We start from the raw sequence: 16,065 nt of genomic DNA, 5'->3' as shown, positions 1-16,065 counted from the left end.
TCTCCCTCCGGCCCTGCAGATGCACTGACTAGACTGACCGCGATGAAGGTATTGATCACCGGCGGCGCCGGCTACATTGGCTCGACCATTGCGACGGCGTGCATCGAGGCGGGTCTCGATGTGGTCCTCCTCGACGACCTCTCCCGCGGGCTCCGGTCCTTCGGTGAGGGGCGCGATCTGTACGTCGGCGACATCGCCGACGTCGCCGTGGTCGACCGACTTCTGGCCGATCACCCCGACATCGATGCGGTCATTCACTGCGCCGCCCGCATCGTCGTCCCGGAATCCGTCGCCGACCCGCTCGGGTACTACGAGGCGAACGTCGGGAAGACGATCGTGCTTCTCCAGCGCTTGCGGGACGCGGGCATCCCTCGCATCGTGTTCAGCTCCTCGGCGGCCGTGTACGCCGGGGAGGGCGGCGACGGCGTGGATGAGGCCGGCCGACTGGCGCCGGCGAGCCCGTACGCCACGAGCAAGGCGATGGTCGAGCAGATCCTCGACGATGCAGCGAACGCCGGCGACTTCCGCGCGATCGCGCTGCGGTACTTCAACCCGATCGGGGCCGACCCGCAGTTGCGCACCGGCCTGCAGAATCCGACTCCTTCGCACGCGCTGGGAAAGATCATGCAGGCCAGCGCGTCCGGAGAGCCCTTCACGATCACTGGAACCGACTGGGCCACACGCGACGGCTCGGGTCTCCGCGACTACATCCACGTCTGGGATCTCGCTCTGGCACATGTCGCGGCGGTTCAGAAGTTCGACGATGTCGCCACCCACGATGAGCCGTACCAGGTGATCAACCTCGGCACCGGCGACGGTGTGACGGTCCGAGAGCTCGTGGCCGCGTTCGAACGCGTGACCGGTGAACCTCTCGCGGTGATCGAGACCGATCGCCGCCCCGGTGACCAGGCGGGTGCCTTCGCGATCGTCGACCGTGCGGCCGAGGTGCTGGACTGGCGTGCAGAGCGCTCGGTCGACGATGGTGTGCGCGACGCGATCGCCTGGGCCGAGAAGCTGCGCTCGCTGAGCTGAGCGCGCCGCGGCGCCCTCAGCCACCCCTGTGGGCGGTCACTCCTGTGGGCGGAGCGTCGGGATCGCGCCCGTGTGCACAGCGTCGATGTTCTCGCGCCAGGACCGCGATTGTCCGGCGCGCAACGCGCAGAGCACCAGCATGAACCACCCGGCGCCGACCAGCGTGAAGCTCTCGAACATCGAGTCGACGGCCAACGTGACCAGCATGATCGGCGTCCAGGCGTAGACGACCGAGCGTCGCACGCTGGCCACCAGCCAGGAGCGGATCAGCGCAACGCCGCCCAGCAAAAGGAACAGCACCAGACCGGCCGCGCCGAGCTGGAGCAGCACATCGAAGAACGCGTTCAGTGCGCTCTGGTGATGGTCGTCCAGCTGGAAGTTGATGAAGGTGAACGGGTATTCGCCACGGGCCCACTCACCGAACCATCCCCACCCGTTGATCGGTCTCACGGCGACGAAGTCGAGGATCGTGTTCCACAGAGACGCGCGGATCGAGAAGTCCGATCCGGCATCCAGCAGCGCGATGATCTGGTGGCGCAGCGCGAACGCGATCGCGAGCGTCAGGGTCACGAGGATCCCGAGGACGAGCTGCACGATGTTGCGCCGCGCGGGTGACGTGTGTCGCACGATCGTCAGCGCGAGCGTGACGGTGCCCACTGCGACGGCGAGAACGAGCACGGTCGGCGATGCCGAGAGGAAGGCCAGGGAACCGGCGAGGCCGATCGAGACCACGGCGAGTGGCGGGTTCACGGACTGCGTGCGCCACTCGATGACGAACGTGATGAGGGCGATGACCGCGATGAACCCGAGCATGTTGCGGCTGCCGAACAGGCCCTGGATCGGACCGCCTTCCGCCAGGTTTCCCTGGATCGCGAGGAAGGTGAACGGGAGATCGAGGAGGATGCCGGACAGGATCTCGATCCCCAGCGAGACGGCGAGGAGGGCGCGCAGGGTGTCGCCGATCGCGCGAACGGTCTGGAGGGTGTCACGGATGTGGCCGATCGTGATCGCGAGGAACGCGTAGCCGAACAGTGACATCCAGCCGAACAGCGTGTCCGAGCGGTCCGTCGTCCACACCAAGCTCACCAGAGCCCAGCCGAGGAAGGCGATGAGCGACGACGGGGCGATCCGGAGAAGGGACAGCTCATCCCGTCGGACCCACAGGATCGCCGCGCCCAGGAGGCAGAGCACCGTGATGATGGTGGCCAGCGTGACCTTCGACGTCATCCGCTCGATCGCGTACGAGGCGAAGATCGTGGTCAGAGTGGCGAGGGCGAAGGCGCGAGCCAGCTCGACCGATCCGAGCAGCCGCACCAGGGGGCGCGACGACGTCACGGAACCCGCCGTTGCCGGGCACCGCGCTCGAACACGAGGTCGCGCTCGCCGACCCCGACCAGCGGGACCGACTTCAGCTTGAACGACAGGAGCACCACGAGCATCCAGCCCCACAGCATGATCGGCGTCGACTCGGCGAACCCCTGGACGAGGAGGACCACGGTGAACAGGCTGGGCAGCAGAGTCAGCGGAGAGAAGGGGCGCGCGGAATCGAGATCCCACCGAGGGCGATCGACGGCGAAGAACCAGGAGCGCCACAACAGGCTCAGGTACGCCACGCCCATCAGGATGACGCCGACGACGCCGAGCTGGAACAGGACATCGAGCCACATGTTGTGCGCGTGGAAGACGGTGATGCCGTGATCGGTGATCCAGTGATCGAACGACGGGTCGGTGGGGATCCAGGGGCTGGAGAAGCCGTTGCCGAGAATCGGGTGCTCGCGGACGCGTTCCAGGACTTTCGCCCAGATCAGATCGGAACGTCCGGTGAGATCGGAGGTGCGGCCGACGAGTCCGAGGAGTGGCTCTCGAAGCAGCCAGACCACGGCCGCGGCCAGAGCCGTCCCGCCGATGGCGACGACGTAGATGCGCGTTCGTGCGCCGGGAGTGCGGGCGCGACGCATGAGGAGTGCGACCACGAGGACGACCGCGGTCGCGGCTGCGCAGATGAACGCGGTCACGGAGGACGTGCGGAACAGGAAGTATGCCGCGAGGAGCATCCAGAGCGCGAGCGTGGTGCGCCAGCGCGCGCGGGCGACGAACAGCACCCCGAAAGTGATGATCGAGAACAGCGAGATGATCGCGAGCACGTTCGCATTGCCGACGATCCCCTGGATCCTGCCGCCGTCGAAGAGGTTGTCGCGCACCCAGTAGAGCTGCGGGTCGATCCGGCCGTCCGGCAGCGTCGCGAAATTCGGCAGGAGCGGACCGTGCAGGACGAGTGAGACCCACAGCTCGAGGGCGAGCGAGAGGCCGAGGATCCACTTGAACGCGGAGGAGAGGGCCCGCACGATCTCATGCCAGGTGAGCACGTGCGCGATGAAGAGGCCGTTGACGGTCACCGCGGCGAGGAGGAACCAGGTGATCAGAGTCGGCCCCCGCCATTGCGACCAGGCGACGGACAGGAGGGCGAACGCCGTGTAGCCGATCGCCGTCCAGGGCAGGCGCCGCCAGCGGAACGGCTGCGGGTGATTGCGGGCCAGCATCGGGACGCCGATGGCCAGCGTCGCGAGTGTGAAGGCGACGAGAGTGGCACCGGCCCCCTCCATGCCGACGAGGTTGTACACCGCGGTGTGCGCGAACGTCACGATCAACACGAGGATCACGTAGCCGCGCAGCATCAGATGCCCCGTCGACTCGCGCTCCGGCGGTGTCGGCGGGGCTGCCACCGGGTGCTTGGTGTACTGGGCCATCGCGTTCAGGCTACCGCGCCGCGCTCGGCGCGTCGCTGAACGCCGCAGTGCACCCTACGCTGGGACCATGCTGCTGAGCCTCACGAATGCTCCCCGCGACTACGCGTGGGGATCCGACTCCCTCCTCGCCGGACTCGAAGGGCGCACGCCGACAGGCGCGCCGGAGGCTGAGGTGTGGTTCGGGGACCACCCCGGAGATCCGGCCGATGTCGCCGGAGGGGGAACCCTCGATCAGGTCACCGGAGGGACCCTGCCGTACCTGCTCAAGCTCCTCGCGGCCGGGCGTCCGCTCTCGATCCAGGTGCACCCGACGATCGCGCAGGCACGCGCGGGCTGGGAGCGCGAGAGTGAACTCGCTGCGGATGATCCGCAGCGCAACTACCGGGACGACAACCACAAGCCCGAGCTCATCGTCGCCCTCAGCGAGCGGTTCGAGTCGCTGAGCGGTCTTCGTCCGGTCGACGAGACGCTCGCGCTGCTGGGGCTGCTCGACGAGAGCGAGGGCGTCGTCCAGCTGCGCGACCGACTCGGCGCCGGCGACGATTCCCTGCGGGACACGATCGGCTGGTTGCTCGGGGGCGGAGCGAACGCTGCGGTCGACGACATCATCTCGGCCGTCGTGGCCGCGTCCGTGCGTGGAGACGGTGACACGGGGGAGTGGGGGACGACGCTCCGTGCCATCGCGAGCGTCGCCGAGAACTATCCGGGGGATCCGGGCGTCGTGGTCGCCCTGCTCATGAACCACGTCGTCCTGCGTCGCGGCGAGGCGGTGTTCCTGCGCGCGGGTCTGCTCCATGCGTACCTGTCCGGACTCGGGGTGGAGATCATGGCGGCGAGCGACAACGTGCTGCGGGGCGGGCTCACCCCGAAACGCATCGATGTCCCCGAACTGCTCGCGATCCTCGACGCCACTCCCGGTGAGGTTCCGGTGCTGCGCCCCCACGGTGACGGCGGGGTCACGGCGTATCCGGTTCCGGTGCCCGACTTCGCGCTCACGAGGATCGAGCTCGACGGAACCCCCGTCGCCCTCGACGTGTCCGGGCCGACGATGGTGCTCGCGACGGACGGGCAGGTCGCCGTCGCTTCTGCGGACGGCGAGCGAATCGACGTCGTGGTCGGTGCAGCGGCGTTCGCGAGTGCCGACGAAGACACCCTCTCCGTTTCCGGCGTCGGCGAGGTCTTCATCGCGAGCCCCGGGCGCTGAGCAGACCCGACCGCGCGACACGCCGATCGACCCTCAAGAACCTTAAAGAGCCGCTTGAGGGTTTACGATCCGCGACTTGACCGGAGCGAATGACACGGGTGTAATTAGTCATGAGCACGGCCCGCCGGGGGGCGGAGACAGGGTTGGAGATCGAGATGACGGGATACCGTTCCGACGTACCGGAGAACTGGTTCGTCGATCCGATCAACCTCGGTGTTCCCGGGGTTCGACGGACCGAAGCATCCGACGATGACAACGCCCTCGCCTGGCAGAGCGACGCACTCTGCTCGCAGACGGACCCGGAGGCATTCTTCCCTGAGAAGGGTGGATCCACCAGGGACGCCAAGCGCATCTGCACGACGTGCGACGTCCGCAGCGAGTGCCTCGAGTACGCGCTCAACAACGATGAGCGCTTCGGCATCTGGGGCGGTCTCTCGGAGCGCGAACGCCGCAAGCTCAAGCGTCGCGCCAGCTGATCGTCCGCATCGTCTCCGCGTGGCACGGCTTCGCGGGCGCGCCGCACGGGCTGCTCCAGCGCCGCCTGACCCGCGCATAGGCTGACGAGGACATGCCAGCCCGAGTTCACGCCATCATCGTCGCGCGCCCCGGATCCGCCTCCCGCGCGCAGCTCCTCCGCACTCTCGACGCCGTGCGATCCCAGACCGCACCCGCGGACGCCGTGACGCTCGTCGTCTGCGGGGATTCGTCTTCGATGCGGGAGAGCGAAGCGGTCGCCGCGACGGTCGAGGGCATCATCGAGGCACGCGCCAGCACCTCCTTCGCCGAGGCGGTCGACCTCGCTCGGCCGCGGGTGCTCGAAGGCTCAGCGATCTGGTTGCTCGCCCAGGACACGGCCCCGCATCCGCGCGCACTGGAGCGTCTTCGCGGAACGCTGGAACGCTCGCCCTCCGCAGCGATCATCGCGCCCAAGCTCGTCGCGACCGACAACGACCGCGAGATCGTCTCCCTCGGGGTGACGATGACCGCTCTCGGCCGCTCGGTCGAGCTCGCGGCCGGCGAACTCGACCAGGGCCAGCACGATCGCATGGATGACGCTCTCGGGTCCGATGTGCGGGGCATCCTCATCCGGGGCGAAGTCCGCGATGCTCTGCGTCTCGACCCCGCCCTCGCCGGCGCCGATGAGGGACTCGACCTCGGGGTGCGGGCACGCCTGGGCGGCGGACGCGTCGTACTCGCACCGAGCGCACGAATCTCGGCTGCTCCCGGTGGTCCTGCGGCGCTGCCGTCCGGGCGGTCGCGCCGGGCGTACGTCACGCGGCTCGCCCAATTGCATCGACGCCTGGCCTACGCTCCCGCCGCGGCGGTGCCGCTGCACTGGCTGAGCCTGCTTCCGCTCGCGCTGTGGCGCTCCCTCACCCACCTCATCGGCAAGCGGCCCGAGGCCGTGCTCCCTGAATGGGGGGCAGCGCTCACCGCGATGATCCGCCTCGGAGCGATCGCGCGATCGAGGTCGCGCATCCGCGCCTTCCGAACGTCGACGTGGGCGAGCATCGCGCCGCTGCGCATCACCTCCTCGGATCTGCGTCGGCACCTCGACGACGGGCATGGCAGCGAGGGCGGCGCGGTCAGCGAACTCCGCTTCTTCTCCGGAGGGGGAGCGTGGGCCGTGCTCGGGGCGCTCGTCGTCAGCATCGCCTCGTTCACCACCCTCCTGGCGTGGCCGGCACTCGGCGGCGGCGGACTCCTCCCGCTCCGTCAGACCGTCGCCACGCTGTGGAGCGACGCGGCCTGGGGCCTTCGGGGCACCGCCGTCGACCTCATCGGACCTGCCGATCCGTTCGCAGCGGTCGTGGCGGTGCTCGGTACCCTGTGGCCTGCTGGTCCGTCGTTCGCGATGGTGCTCCTGTGGATCCTCGCCCTCCCGCTCGCCGTCCTCGGGGGATGGTTCGCCGCGACTCGGGTGACCGACCGGTCGGGCTTGCGCATCTTCGCCGGCGTCGCATGGGCGCTCACCCCTCCGTTCCTCACGGCGCTCGTTGAGGGGCGTCCGAGCGCCGTCCTCGTACATCTCCTCCTTCCTTGGCTCTTCCACACCGCCGTGGTCGCCCACCGGTCGTGGGGAGCCGCCGGCAGTGCATCGCTGCTGCTCGCGGCCGTCCTCGCGTGCGCGCCCTCGCTGGCGCCCGCGCTGGTCCTGCTGTGGATCGTGGCGCTCGGCATCGTGCTCGGCACGGCGCAGTTCCGGGGGGCCGTGCGTCTGCTCTGGCTGCCGGTTCCGACGGTGGCTCTGTTCGCCCCCCTCGTCTTCTGGCAGTTCGCGCACGGGACACCGTGGGGTGTCCTGGGCGACCCCGGTCTGATCTGGGCGGGCTCGCAGGCCTCAGCCGACGCCGCGGGCAGGTTGGCCCTCGCGATGGGCTTCCCGACCACGGACCTCGCCGGGTGGGCATCATTCGCGCCCGAAGCGGTCACACCCTGGGTCTGGGTTCTCTGTGCCCCGACCGCGCTCCTCGCTCTGTGCTCGGCCCTGGCGCCGCGGTGGCGGGCGGGGATCATGCTCCTCGTCGTCGCGGTCACCGGCCTCGCCACCGCCTTCTTCGCCGTGGGCGTCACCGTGAGCTTCGACCAGGGCGCTGGAGTGGCGATCTGGCCGGGGGCAGGCCTCAGTCTGGCCTGGATCGGGGTGCTCGGCGCTGCGCTCGTCACGCTGGACACGGCCATCACTGCGCCTCGCCTGAGAGGTGTCGCAGCGACCGTCGCGGCCCTGTCCCTCGCGGTCTGCGCGGTCCCGGCGCTCACGGCTTTCCACACGGATCGCTCCCTCCTCACGAACGGTCCCGAATCCACTCTGCCCGCCTACGTCGCAGCCCAGGCAGCGGGTGATCGCGACGTCGCGACGCTCGTCCTCACCCCGAAGAACGACGGCGGACTCGCGGTCGAGGTCGTCCGGGGTGCGAGCAAGACCTTGGGGTCGCAGACGACCATGACCTCGACGGCGACGGAACCGCAGGGGGCGGACGTCTCCACCCTCGCGGTGGACCTGCTGTCCGCTCGCGAGTTCGATGCGCCGGGTGAGCTGGCGGCGAAGGGGATCAGCTACGTGCTGGTCGCTCAGGGCGCCGGCAGCGACGGAGACAAGGCGCGTGCCCTCCGTGCCATGGCCATCGCCTCGATCGATCAGCGTCCCGGGCTCGTGCATGCGGGCCGTACGGATCGCGGGGTGCTCTGGCGGCTGGAGGCGGAGGCTGTGGCCTCTCCTGCCCTCAGCGCCGCTCAGCAGGGGACGGTCAGGCTCGTCCTCACGCTCCAGCTGATGGCGGTGCTCGCCGCATTGCTGTTGTCGATCCCCACGCGCGCCTCGCGACGCGCGGCGCGCGCGCAGTCCCGGATCGTCGGGCGCGCTCCGGATGAGCCTCTGGTGCTTCCGCGGCATGCGGAGGACCGGCACGATCTCGAGGAGCAGGCTCCGGTCGGTGCTCTCGAGGAGCCGCAGGATGCCGCTGCCCTGAACGATGAGGCGCTGATGCCGATCGCTGAACCTGAGACCGACCCCGAGCCGAGCGGCGATGAGGCTGCCGCAGCGGACGACGCGTCCCCACCGGCAGGCGCTGATGAGGACGGCCCCGACAGGTCCGTGGAGGGAGACCGATGAGCCGCTCACGCGCAATCCGCGTCGCCGCCACCAGCGCGCGCCTGGTCACGGGAGGCGTGGTCATCGTCGCCTGTGTGGCAGGGATCGCTGCGGCCGTGCATGCGCCCTGGCCGAGCATCAGCCACGACGCGGCCCAGATGCAGGTCACCCCCCTTCCCGGCGACAGCGTGCTCGTCTGCAACGGGGACCTCCGCGCGCTCGGTCGCGACGCGATCGATCCGCTCAGCATGTCGTCCGCCGCGCGGCCGACCGTGACCCTCGGCGGAACCTCGGGAGACCCCGCGTCCGAGGGGCTCGCCGTGAAGGATGTGCCGGATGCCGGCGAGGTCCGCGTGCTCACCGGCACTGTGGAAGGACGCACTGCTCCCTTGATCGCCGCCGCCGAGTCGGTCAGCATCGCGACAGAGGATCTCGCCGGATACGCGGCCGCCCCCTGCGGTGTTCCGAAGCTGGACTCGTGGCTCGTGGGCGGCAGCACCGCGACCGGCACCGAAGACATCGTGATCCTGACGAACGCGGCCGAGGTGCCGTCGACCGTCACGCTCTCGGTCTATGGAGAGACGAGGAGCGCGCGCACCGTGATCGTGCCCGCTCGCACGCAGACCGCGGTCCCGCTGACGTCGATCGCGGCGGGGAACACCACGCCCGTGGTTCGCGTCGGGGCGGTGGGGGCACCCGTCCGTGCCGTCCTCCAGTCCTCCCTCGTGCAGGTCCTCGACCCGGCGGGTATCGATCTGCAGGACGCCGTCGCGGGCCCGCAGGAGAACCTCGTGCTGGCCGGGGTCCAAGTCTTCGCGTCCGCAGGGGACGATGCCGAGATGGCCGTCCTCCGAGTGCTGTCACCGGGAGTGGATGCTCGGGTGCAGGTCCGGGTGCGGGCCGAGGGATCGTCCGCCGTGGTCGATGAGTTCTCGGTCCCCGTCGAAGCCGACCTGCCCGCGCAGGTCGCGCTCACCGGCCTGGCACCGGGTTCGTACACGGTCGACGTCGTTTCGGACGCTCCGGTCGTGGCCGCGCTCCGGGAGCAGGACGGCTTCGGTCGCGACTCCGACTTCGCCTGGATCACCCCGGCGCCGGAGATCGAGGGCGATGTCCTGTTCGCCGTGCCGTCGGGGCCGGCGCCCCGGGTCCAGCTCGCGAACACGTCGGATCAGGATGTGACCGTCACCCTCGAGACGTCGGACGGGGGTCTGCCCGAGGAGATGGTCATCGCCGCAGGCGAGTCGCTCGGCGTGGAAGTCGATCCCGGCGCCACCTATCGGATGAGGACGGACGGCTCGATTCGCGCCGCCCTGACCCTCACCGCCCCGGGAGCGATCGCCGTGTCACCCGTGCAGGCCAGCGCCGGCGTGGAGAAGGCGATCACGGTCTACCCCTGATCTCCCGCGGGGAGAGGTCAGTGCTCGTGGCCCAGATCCCACGGCTCGCGACCGACGTACTCGGCGGCGGCCCGGAATACGGCGCTCTCGATCGCCATCCGCCGATGCGGCGCGTCGTCGTGACCCGGGGGAAGCAACCGTTCGATGGGCAGACGGAACAGCACGATGCGTCGGTTCTCACGGTCGAGGTACCAGCGCGGAACCTCGTCGGTCGCGTCGAAACCCGGGATCGCCCCGATCTCGAATCGCACCTCCTGCAGCTCCGGCCAGGTTCCACGGAGGAACTCGACCGCCGTGCCGACCGTGAGGTCGAAGCGGTCCAGGCGTCCGTCGAGGGGCGCGAGGGGAGGCCGTACGACCTCGCTGCGGCCCAGACGTCCGTGACGTCCGTGCCGGGCACCACGCCGAGGGGCGGCGGAGGTGTGGGCAGTGCGACGACGGGGCATGACGAAAGTCTAGGTGGTGTCCGCGTCTGCGGCGCGGCATCCCGAGCGTCGACGGACGGCAGCCGTACGCTGGCGGAGATGGACGGACGACTGTGCTCGAAGGTCGGCTGCGTGCGAGAAGCCGTGGCCACCCTCACCTATGACTATGGCGACCAGATGGCGGCGCTCGGACCGCTCGGTGCCGCGAACGACCCTCAGGCCCACGACCTCTGCTCGCCGCACGCGGATCGACTCTCGGTCCCGGCCGGCTGGCTCGTCGTCCGCCACGAAGCCCTCCGCGTCTGACGGCGCCCCTTCGGGCCGGACACGCGGTGTCCGCCGCCGCGGGAGAACGCCTGAGCCTGGATACGCTGTCCCGAGGCGTGCCAGGGCGGCGCAGCCGGAAAGGCACTCGTGATCGTCTGGCGTCGCTGGATCTTCCCCCTGCTTCTCGTCGTGGTCTTCGGTGCGTGCGCCGCCGCGCTCGTCAAGATCGCCTTCTTCCCCGACAGGGCCGAGACCATCGTCAGCCCTGATGCCGGGATCACCGACCCGATCATCGCCGTGGAACGTGGTTCGGTCGTCAATGCTCTGACCCTGACCGGCAACATCGCTCGCGACGAGACTTTCGGGGTGCGCAGCGAACTCGACGGGACGGTCACGGCCGTCCACGTGAGCGAAGGCGCGGCGGTGAGCGCCGGTCAGAAGCTCTTCACCGTTCGTCAGGAGTATCCCCGGAAGGAGATCGACGTGCTCGCCCCCGAAGCCGGCGACGTGTCGGAGATCGCTCTCGTGAAGGGGCAGATGACGTCCGTCGGTACCGAGACGTACAAGCTCACGCCCGCGCGCTACCACCTGCTGGCGACCGTCGACCCGGTCCAGCTGTACCGTCTCGTGAACGCGCCGAGCGAGGCCACGATCACCATCACGGGCGGACCGGCCCCGTTCGCGTGCACCGGCGTGCGCGTCCAGGTCTCGGCAGAGGGGACAGCCAGCGTGCGGTGCGCCATCCCGAAGGACCAGACGGTCTTCGCCGGGCTTCCCGCGACCCTCGACCTCGCCCTCGGCCAGGTCGACGACGCACTCGTGGTCCCGGTCACCGCGGTGCAGGGCGGTGCCGGATCAGGCGTCGTCTGGGTGGACGCGGCTGACGGCTCCGAGCCGGAGGAGCGCACGGTGACGCTCGGGGTCAACGACGGGGTGATCGTCGAGGTCACGGAGGGACTGGCGGAAGGCGACAGCATCCGCGAGTTCGTGCCCGGTTTCGTCGCCCCCGTCGAGGAGTTCTGCTACGAAGTGTCGCCGGGGGTCGAACAGTGCGACAGCGGGATGAGCTGGTGAGCCTCGTCGCTCTCGACGACGTCGCGAAGAGCGTTCTGCTCCCGGACGACTCGTGGCTCGAGATCCTTCGCGGCATCACCGTGGAAGTCGGTGCAGGGGACCACGTCTCGATCGTCGGACGCTCGGGGTCCGGCAAGTCGACGCTGCTCAACATCCTCGGGATGCTGGATGCGCCGACCTCCGGTTCCGTCTCCTTCGAAGGGCGTGAAGTGCGCCGGATGCGATCGGGGCGCCTCGATCGGCTGCGGGGCGACAACGTGGGCTTCGTCTTCCAGCAGTTCAATCTGCTCCCCGGGCGCACCGCGCTCGACAACGTGACGATGCCTCTCGGACATGCGAAGGGCCGGATGTTCTGGAACCGCAGACAGATCGCCGCGGACATGCTCGAGCGTGTCGGCCTCGGCCATCGCATCGACCAGATCGCCGACAAGCTCTCCGGGGGTGAACAGCAGCGGGTCGCGATCGCCAGGGCGCTGGTGCGGAAGCCCGTCCTGATCCTCGCGGATGAGCCGACGGGCGCCCTCGACATCGATACCGGGGCCTCCGTGATGTCCCTTCTCGACGAGGTCGCCACCGAGACCGATGCGGCGCTCGTCACCATCACGCACGACCTGCACGTCGCCGCGCGCGCACGCAGGCACTACCGCCTGGATGCCGGACGCCTGGAACCGGTGGACCTGGGCCGCGCCTTCGAGGCCTCGACGCTCGCGGCGTCCGTGCCGTCGGAGGGGACACCCGCGGTGGCGGAGTCCGTCTCGTGACCGGGTTCCTCGGCGCGCTCTCCGACGCCTGGGCGGAGATCCGCGTCCACAAGCTGCGAGTGCTGCTGAGCCTGATCGGCATCGCCGTCTCGGTCGGCGCACTCACCGCGGTCGTGGCGATCTCGGAGTACCAGCGCCAGTTCCAGGCGGAGCAGTCCGACCGGTGGGGCGGACGCGCCGCGACCATCGCCGTCTCGGCGAGCACGGCCGACGGCACGCCGATCGACGCCGACGAATTCGACGATCGCTTCACCCGGGTGTCCGAGCGGTTCGGTTTCAGTCACACCACGCGGATCGCGCAGGGCGTCATGCTGGATGTGCATCTTCCCGAGGGCATCACCTCGGTCCCCGCGCGCATCATGGACCCGGCATTCCCACAGATCCATCGCGAGAAGCTCCTGGAGGGGCGCTGGTTCCTCGACTCCGACCTGGAGGCGATGGCACCTCCGGTCGTGATCACGGAGGCGCTCTGGGACCGTCTGGGGAGGGTGCCGCTGTCTCAGCACCCCACCGTCGAGTTCGGCGGCGCGGCAGGCGGCACCTATCAGGTGATCGGCATCGTTCCCCGGCAGGGCTTCGGGGACGAGGAGCTGCGGGTCGATCTGCTGTACGACGACTATCGCGACAGAGTTGACGCTCTGCCCGCGGAAGTCTCGACGCAGTACGAGGTGTGGGTCGGTGTCGATCAAGCCGATCAGATCGGCCCGGTGCTGGCGATGGATCTGCGCGCGGGGCTGCCCGAGGGGCAGACGATCTCGGTGAGTCGCACCGACTGGGCGGCGCAGCCGGGCGCTCTGGACGTCCAGGCGACCTTCGAGATGATCACGGGAGGAATCGCCTCGCTGATCCTCGCCCTCGGTGCTCTCAGCCTGATCAACATCCAGCTCGTGGCGATGCGGCAGCGCGTGCGGGAGATCGGCGTGCGACGCGCCTTCGGCGCCAGTTCGGGCCGGGTCTTCTTCTCGGTCTTCCTCGAGAGCCTCGTCGCGACGACCGTCGCCGGAGTCATCGGGATCGCGATCGTCGTCGCCGTCCTGCGATCGGACTGGATCGTGACCACGATGTTCTACGGGATCCAGGACGTCCCGCCGTTCCCGATGAGGGCGGCGCTGGTCGGACTCATCGCCTCGGTCGTCGTGGGCGCCGTGTCGGGGTTCATCCCCGCGCTCGTGGCTCTACGGGTGAAGGTGATCGACGCGATCCGCTTCTGACACACACGGTCGTGAGGGGCCGACATGATGGAAGAATGAGCGCATGCCTGAGCTCGAGTACCGTGTGGCCGATCTGTCCCTCGCCGAAGCCGGCCGTCACCAGCTGCGGCTCGCGGAGAACGAGATGCCCGGACTCATGGCACTCCGGGAGGAGTTCGGCGGTGCTCAGCCGCTGAAGGGCGCCAGGATCGCGGGCTCGCTCCACATGACGGTGCAGACCGCGGTCCTCATCGAGACGCTCGTGGCCCTCGGCGCCGAGGTCCGGTGGGCGAGCTGCAACATCTTCTCCACGCAGGACGAGGCGGCCGCCGCCGTCGTCGTGGGTCCCGAAGGCACCGTCGACGCCCCGGCAGGCGTGCCCGTCTTCGCCTGGAAGGGGGAGACCCTCGAAGAGTACTGGGCCTGCACGGCGCGGATCTTCGATTGGTCGTCGAGCGGGTTCGACGGACCCAACCTGATCCTCGACGACGGCGGCGATGCGACTCTGCTCGTGCACAAGGGCGTCGAGTTCGAGAAGGCCGGAGCAGTACCTGCTCCGACCGAGACCGATTCACAGGAATACTCGATCATCCTCGACCTCCTGCGCCGCTCCCTCGCGGAGTCGAGCGATCGCTGGACGGCGCTCGCCGCAGGGCTGATCGGGGTCACGGAAGAGACCACGACGGGCGTGCATCGTCTCTACGAGCTCGCCGCCTCCGAAGACCTGCTGTTCCCGGCGATCAACGTCAACGACTCGGTGACCAAGAGCAAGTTCGACAACAAGTACGGAATCCGCCACTCCCTCCCCGATGGGCTCAACCGCGCGACCGACGTGCTCATCGGCGGCAAGGTGGCCTTCGTCTGCGGGTACGGCGACGTCGGCAAGGGGGCGGCAGAAGCCCTCCGTGGACAGGGCGCCAGGGTCATCGTCAGTGAAATCGATCCGATCTGCGCGCTCCAGGCCGCCATGGACGGCTTCCAGGTGGCGCGTCTGCTCGACGTCGCGGGCGAGGTCGACATCGTCGTGACCGGGACCGGCAACCGCGATGTCGTCACGACCGAGCACATGCTGGCGCTGAAGCACCTGGCGATCGTCGCCAACGTCGGGCACTTCGACAACGAGATCGACATGGCGGGTCTGGAAGCCCTCGACGGCGCGGAGAAGATCGAGATCAAGCCGCAGGTCCACGAGTGGCGTCTGCCCCACGGACGCAGTGTGCTCGTGCTCAGCGAGGGCCGCTTGATGAACCTCGGCAATGCCACCGGCCACCCGTCCTTCGTGATGAGTGCGTCCTTCACGAACCAGGTGCTGGCGCAGCTCGAGCTCTACACGAACATCGAGGCGTACCCGATCGGCGTGTACGTGCTTCCCAAGTCCCTGGACGAGAAGGTGGCCCGCCTCCATCTCGACGCGTTGGGGGTGCAGCTGACCACGCTCAGCGCCGCGCAGGCCGCATACATCGGCGTGCCGGTCGAGGGGCCGTACAAGCTCGAGCACTACCGCTACTGACCGCGTCCGCGTCGGCGCTCGTGCGCTTCGGAGCTCGTCCTCCGGCGGGACTCAGACGCCGACGTGACGTCCGGTGAGCCGTTCGGCGCGGCGGTCGGCGTTCTCCAGCGCTCGGCGCTCCCGTTCGCGGCGCAGCACGGTGATGCCGACGAGAACGTGCTCGGGTGACACGGGCGGCACCGGCGACACGAACGGTGTCGCTTCCGCCAGCAGCTCCTGCGCGACGCGGGCCCGCGCGGCGGGGATCATCCGCGGAGCGCTCACCAGGAACTGCGAGATGCGCCGAGCCAGCCGGTCGGGCATTCGCGCGACGTCGGCGATCTGCGCCCACCCGGCCAGCGCCGGGGGCAGCACGGGGGCGTGCGAGATGAGGGCCGGAGTGCGGACGCGCTGGCTGTAGGTCCCCGCGACGAGGTCGCCCAGCCGCTGGGACCGCGCCGTGAAGGCGCCCGTGAGCACGGCGATGCCGCCGAACGTGATGTAGATCTCCAGAACGCCGATGAGCGCGCGGATGAAGGCATGGCGGAATCCGGCGGCGCCTCCGTCCACGCGGACGATGCGTCCGCCGATCGCGAGCTTGCCCAGACTGCGGCCCTTGAGCGCGACCTCCATGGTGATCGGCAGCACCACGAAGCTGACCACGATCGCCGCGACCGTCGCGATGCGGTCGGTGGCATCGTCGAGCACGCCGGCGTTCAGCAGCCAGATGCGCAGGAAGAGCCACAGCGCGAACACGGCGTATCCGAGGAGCATGTCGATGGCGGCACCGAGCGCGCGCAGCAGGAAGCCGACCGGCTGCACATCGATGGCGACGGCTTCGCCGGAGAGCACCTCGTCGGAGACGTCGATCGGGGTGGACATGA

The 16,065-nt window shown here is 69.3% G+C and carries 14 protein-coding genes; 10 read left to right on the top strand and 4 right to left on the bottom strand.

Going from position 1 to position 16,065, the window contains the following annotated elements; translation table 11 throughout:
- The first annotated feature begins 42 nt into the window (after positions 1 to 42).
- Positions 43 to 1,032: a UDP-glucose 4-epimerase GalE gene (gene galE / locus KV397_RS10425; protein ID WP_153243872.1), complete on the top strand. Its 990-nt coding sequence runs from the start codon at positions 43 to 45 to the stop codon at positions 1,030 to 1,032.
- 36 nt (positions 1,033 to 1,068) lie between these two features.
- Here the strand turns inward: galE and KV397_RS10420 are convergent, their stop codons facing one another.
- Complete coding sequence (locus KV397_RS10420; RefSeq protein WP_153243873.1) at positions 1,069 to 2,367, bottom strand: O-antigen ligase family protein; 1,299 nt, start codon at positions 2,365 to 2,367, stop codon at positions 1,069 to 1,071.
- Positions 2,364 to 3,779, bottom strand: coding sequence for an O-antigen ligase family protein (locus tag KV397_RS10415; protein WP_248569573.1), 1,416 nt, complete (start codon positions 3,777 to 3,779; stop codon positions 2,364 to 2,366). Before KV397_RS10415 ends, KV397_RS10420 begins: the two co-directional genes overlap by 4 nt.
- 67 nt (positions 3,780 to 3,846) lie before the next feature.
- Here KV397_RS10415 and manA point away from each other — a divergent pair, with 67 nt between their 5' ends.
- The 4 genes from manA to KV397_RS10395 all read left to right on the top strand — a co-directional run bounded on the left by manA (position 3,847) and on the right by KV397_RS10395 (position 9,975).
- Positions 3,847 to 4,983: a mannose-6-phosphate isomerase, class I gene (manA, locus tag KV397_RS10410; protein ID WP_261811229.1), complete on the top strand. Its 1,137-nt coding sequence runs from the start codon at positions 3,847 to 3,849 to the stop codon at positions 4,981 to 4,983.
- A gap of 155 nt (positions 4,984 to 5,138) precedes the next feature.
- Positions 5,139 to 5,459, top strand: coding sequence for a WhiB family transcriptional regulator (locus tag KV397_RS10405; protein WP_081997016.1), 321 nt, complete (start codon positions 5,139 to 5,141; stop codon positions 5,457 to 5,459).
- 92 nt (positions 5,460 to 5,551) lie between these two features.
- The gene (locus KV397_RS10400; protein WP_261811228.1) at positions 5,552 to 8,596 is read left to right on the top strand and encodes a glycosyltransferase; all 3,045 of its coding nucleotides are present in this window, start codon (positions 5,552 to 5,554) and stop codon (positions 8,594 to 8,596) included.
- Positions 8,593 to 9,975 (top strand): DUF5719 family protein, encoded by a 1,383-nt coding sequence (locus tag KV397_RS10395; protein ID WP_261811227.1) that lies wholly within the window; start codon positions 8,593 to 8,595, stop codon positions 9,973 to 9,975. Before KV397_RS10400 ends, KV397_RS10395 begins: the two co-directional genes overlap by 4 nt.
- Positions 9,976 to 9,992: 17 nt before the next feature.
- On the opposite strand, the gene KV397_RS10390 is transcribed toward KV397_RS10395, so the two are convergent.
- Positions 9,993 to 10,421 (bottom strand): hypothetical protein, encoded by a 429-nt coding sequence (locus KV397_RS10390; RefSeq protein ID WP_227991546.1) that lies wholly within the window; start codon positions 10,419 to 10,421, stop codon positions 9,993 to 9,995.
- A gap of 78 nt (positions 10,422 to 10,499) precedes the next feature.
- On the opposite strand from KV397_RS10390, the gene KV397_RS10385 reads away from it, so the two are divergent.
- The 5 genes from KV397_RS10385 (at position 10,500) to ahcY (ending at position 15,202) form a co-directional block, all read left to right on the top strand.
- A complete protein-coding gene (locus KV397_RS10385) occupies positions 10,500 to 10,706 on the top strand; it encodes a DUF3499 family protein (RefSeq protein ID WP_047523011.1) in 207 nt (68 codons plus the stop codon).
- Between the two features lie 108 nt (positions 10,707 to 10,814).
- Positions 10,815 to 11,741: an efflux RND transporter periplasmic adaptor subunit gene (locus tag KV397_RS10380; RefSeq protein ID WP_153243877.1), complete on the top strand. Its 927-nt coding sequence runs from the start codon at positions 10,815 to 10,817 to the stop codon at positions 11,739 to 11,741.
- Positions 11,738 to 12,502 (top strand): ABC transporter ATP-binding protein, encoded by a 765-nt coding sequence (locus KV397_RS10375; RefSeq protein WP_261811226.1) that lies wholly within the window; start codon positions 11,738 to 11,740, stop codon positions 12,500 to 12,502. The genes KV397_RS10380 and KV397_RS10375 overlap by 4 nt, the downstream gene beginning before the upstream one ends.
- The gene (locus tag KV397_RS10370; RefSeq protein ID WP_248569569.1) at positions 12,499 to 13,713 is read left to right on the top strand and encodes an ABC transporter permease; all 1,215 of its coding nucleotides are present in this window, start codon (positions 12,499 to 12,501) and stop codon (positions 13,711 to 13,713) included. The genes KV397_RS10375 and KV397_RS10370 overlap by 4 nt, the downstream gene beginning before the upstream one ends.
- Before the next feature lie 43 nt (positions 13,714 to 13,756).
- Positions 13,757 to 15,202 (top strand): adenosylhomocysteinase, encoded by a 1,446-nt coding sequence (gene ahcY, locus KV397_RS10365; RefSeq protein ID WP_261811225.1) that lies wholly within the window; start codon positions 13,757 to 13,759, stop codon positions 15,200 to 15,202.
- Positions 15,203 to 15,253: 51 nt separating this feature from the next.
- Here the strand turns inward: ahcY and KV397_RS10360 are convergent, their stop codons facing one another.
- Positions 15,254 to 16,063, bottom strand: a complete 810-nt coding sequence (locus tag KV397_RS10360; RefSeq protein WP_153243880.1) for an RDD family protein — start codon at positions 16,061 to 16,063, stop codon at positions 15,254 to 15,256.
- Between the last annotated feature and the right edge of the window lie 2 nt (positions 16,064 to 16,065).

It is taken from the genome of Microbacterium aurugineum, assembly GCF_023101205.1.
Classification (GTDB): Bacteria; Actinomycetota; Actinomycetes; order Actinomycetales; family Microbacteriaceae; genus Microbacterium; species Microbacterium aurugineum.
Note: the sequence above shows the minus strand (reverse complement) of the source record. Positions and strands in the feature narration are given on the sequence as shown.

What these genes read in the sequence shown, in the direction of transcription:
- galE (WP_153243872.1), top strand. Translation starts at nt 43, where the DNA reads ATGAAGGTATTGATCACCGGCGGCGCCGGCTACATTGGCTCGACCATT.
- KV397_RS10415 (WP_248569573.1), bottom strand. Translation starts at nt 3,779, where the DNA reads ATGGCCCAGTACACCAAGCACCCGGTGGCAGCCCCGCCGACACCGCCG.
- manA (WP_261811229.1), top strand. Translation starts at nt 3,847, where the DNA reads ATGCTGCTGAGCCTCACGAATGCTCCCCGCGACTACGCGTGGGGATCC.
- KV397_RS10405 (WP_081997016.1), top strand. Translation starts at nt 5,139, where the DNA reads ATGACGGGATACCGTTCCGACGTACCGGAGAACTGGTTCGTCGATCCG.
- KV397_RS10400 (WP_261811228.1), top strand. Translation starts at nt 5,552, where the DNA reads ATGCCAGCCCGAGTTCACGCCATCATCGTCGCGCGCCCCGGATCCGCC.
- KV397_RS10395 (WP_261811227.1), top strand. Translation starts at nt 8,593, where the DNA reads ATGAGCCGCTCACGCGCAATCCGCGTCGCCGCCACCAGCGCGCGCCTG.
- KV397_RS10390 (WP_227991546.1), bottom strand. Translation starts at nt 10,421, where the DNA reads ATGCCCCGTCGTCGCACTGCCCACACCTCCGCCGCCCCTCGGCGTGGT.
- KV397_RS10385 (WP_047523011.1), top strand. Translation starts at nt 10,500, where the DNA reads ATGGACGGACGACTGTGCTCGAAGGTCGGCTGCGTGCGAGAAGCCGTG.
- ahcY (WP_261811225.1), top strand. Translation starts at nt 13,757, where the DNA reads ATGCCTGAGCTCGAGTACCGTGTGGCCGATCTGTCCCTCGCCGAAGCC.
- KV397_RS10360 (WP_153243880.1), bottom strand. Translation starts at nt 16,063, where the DNA reads ATGTCCACCCCGATCGACGTCTCCGACGAGGTGCTCTCCGGCGAAGCC.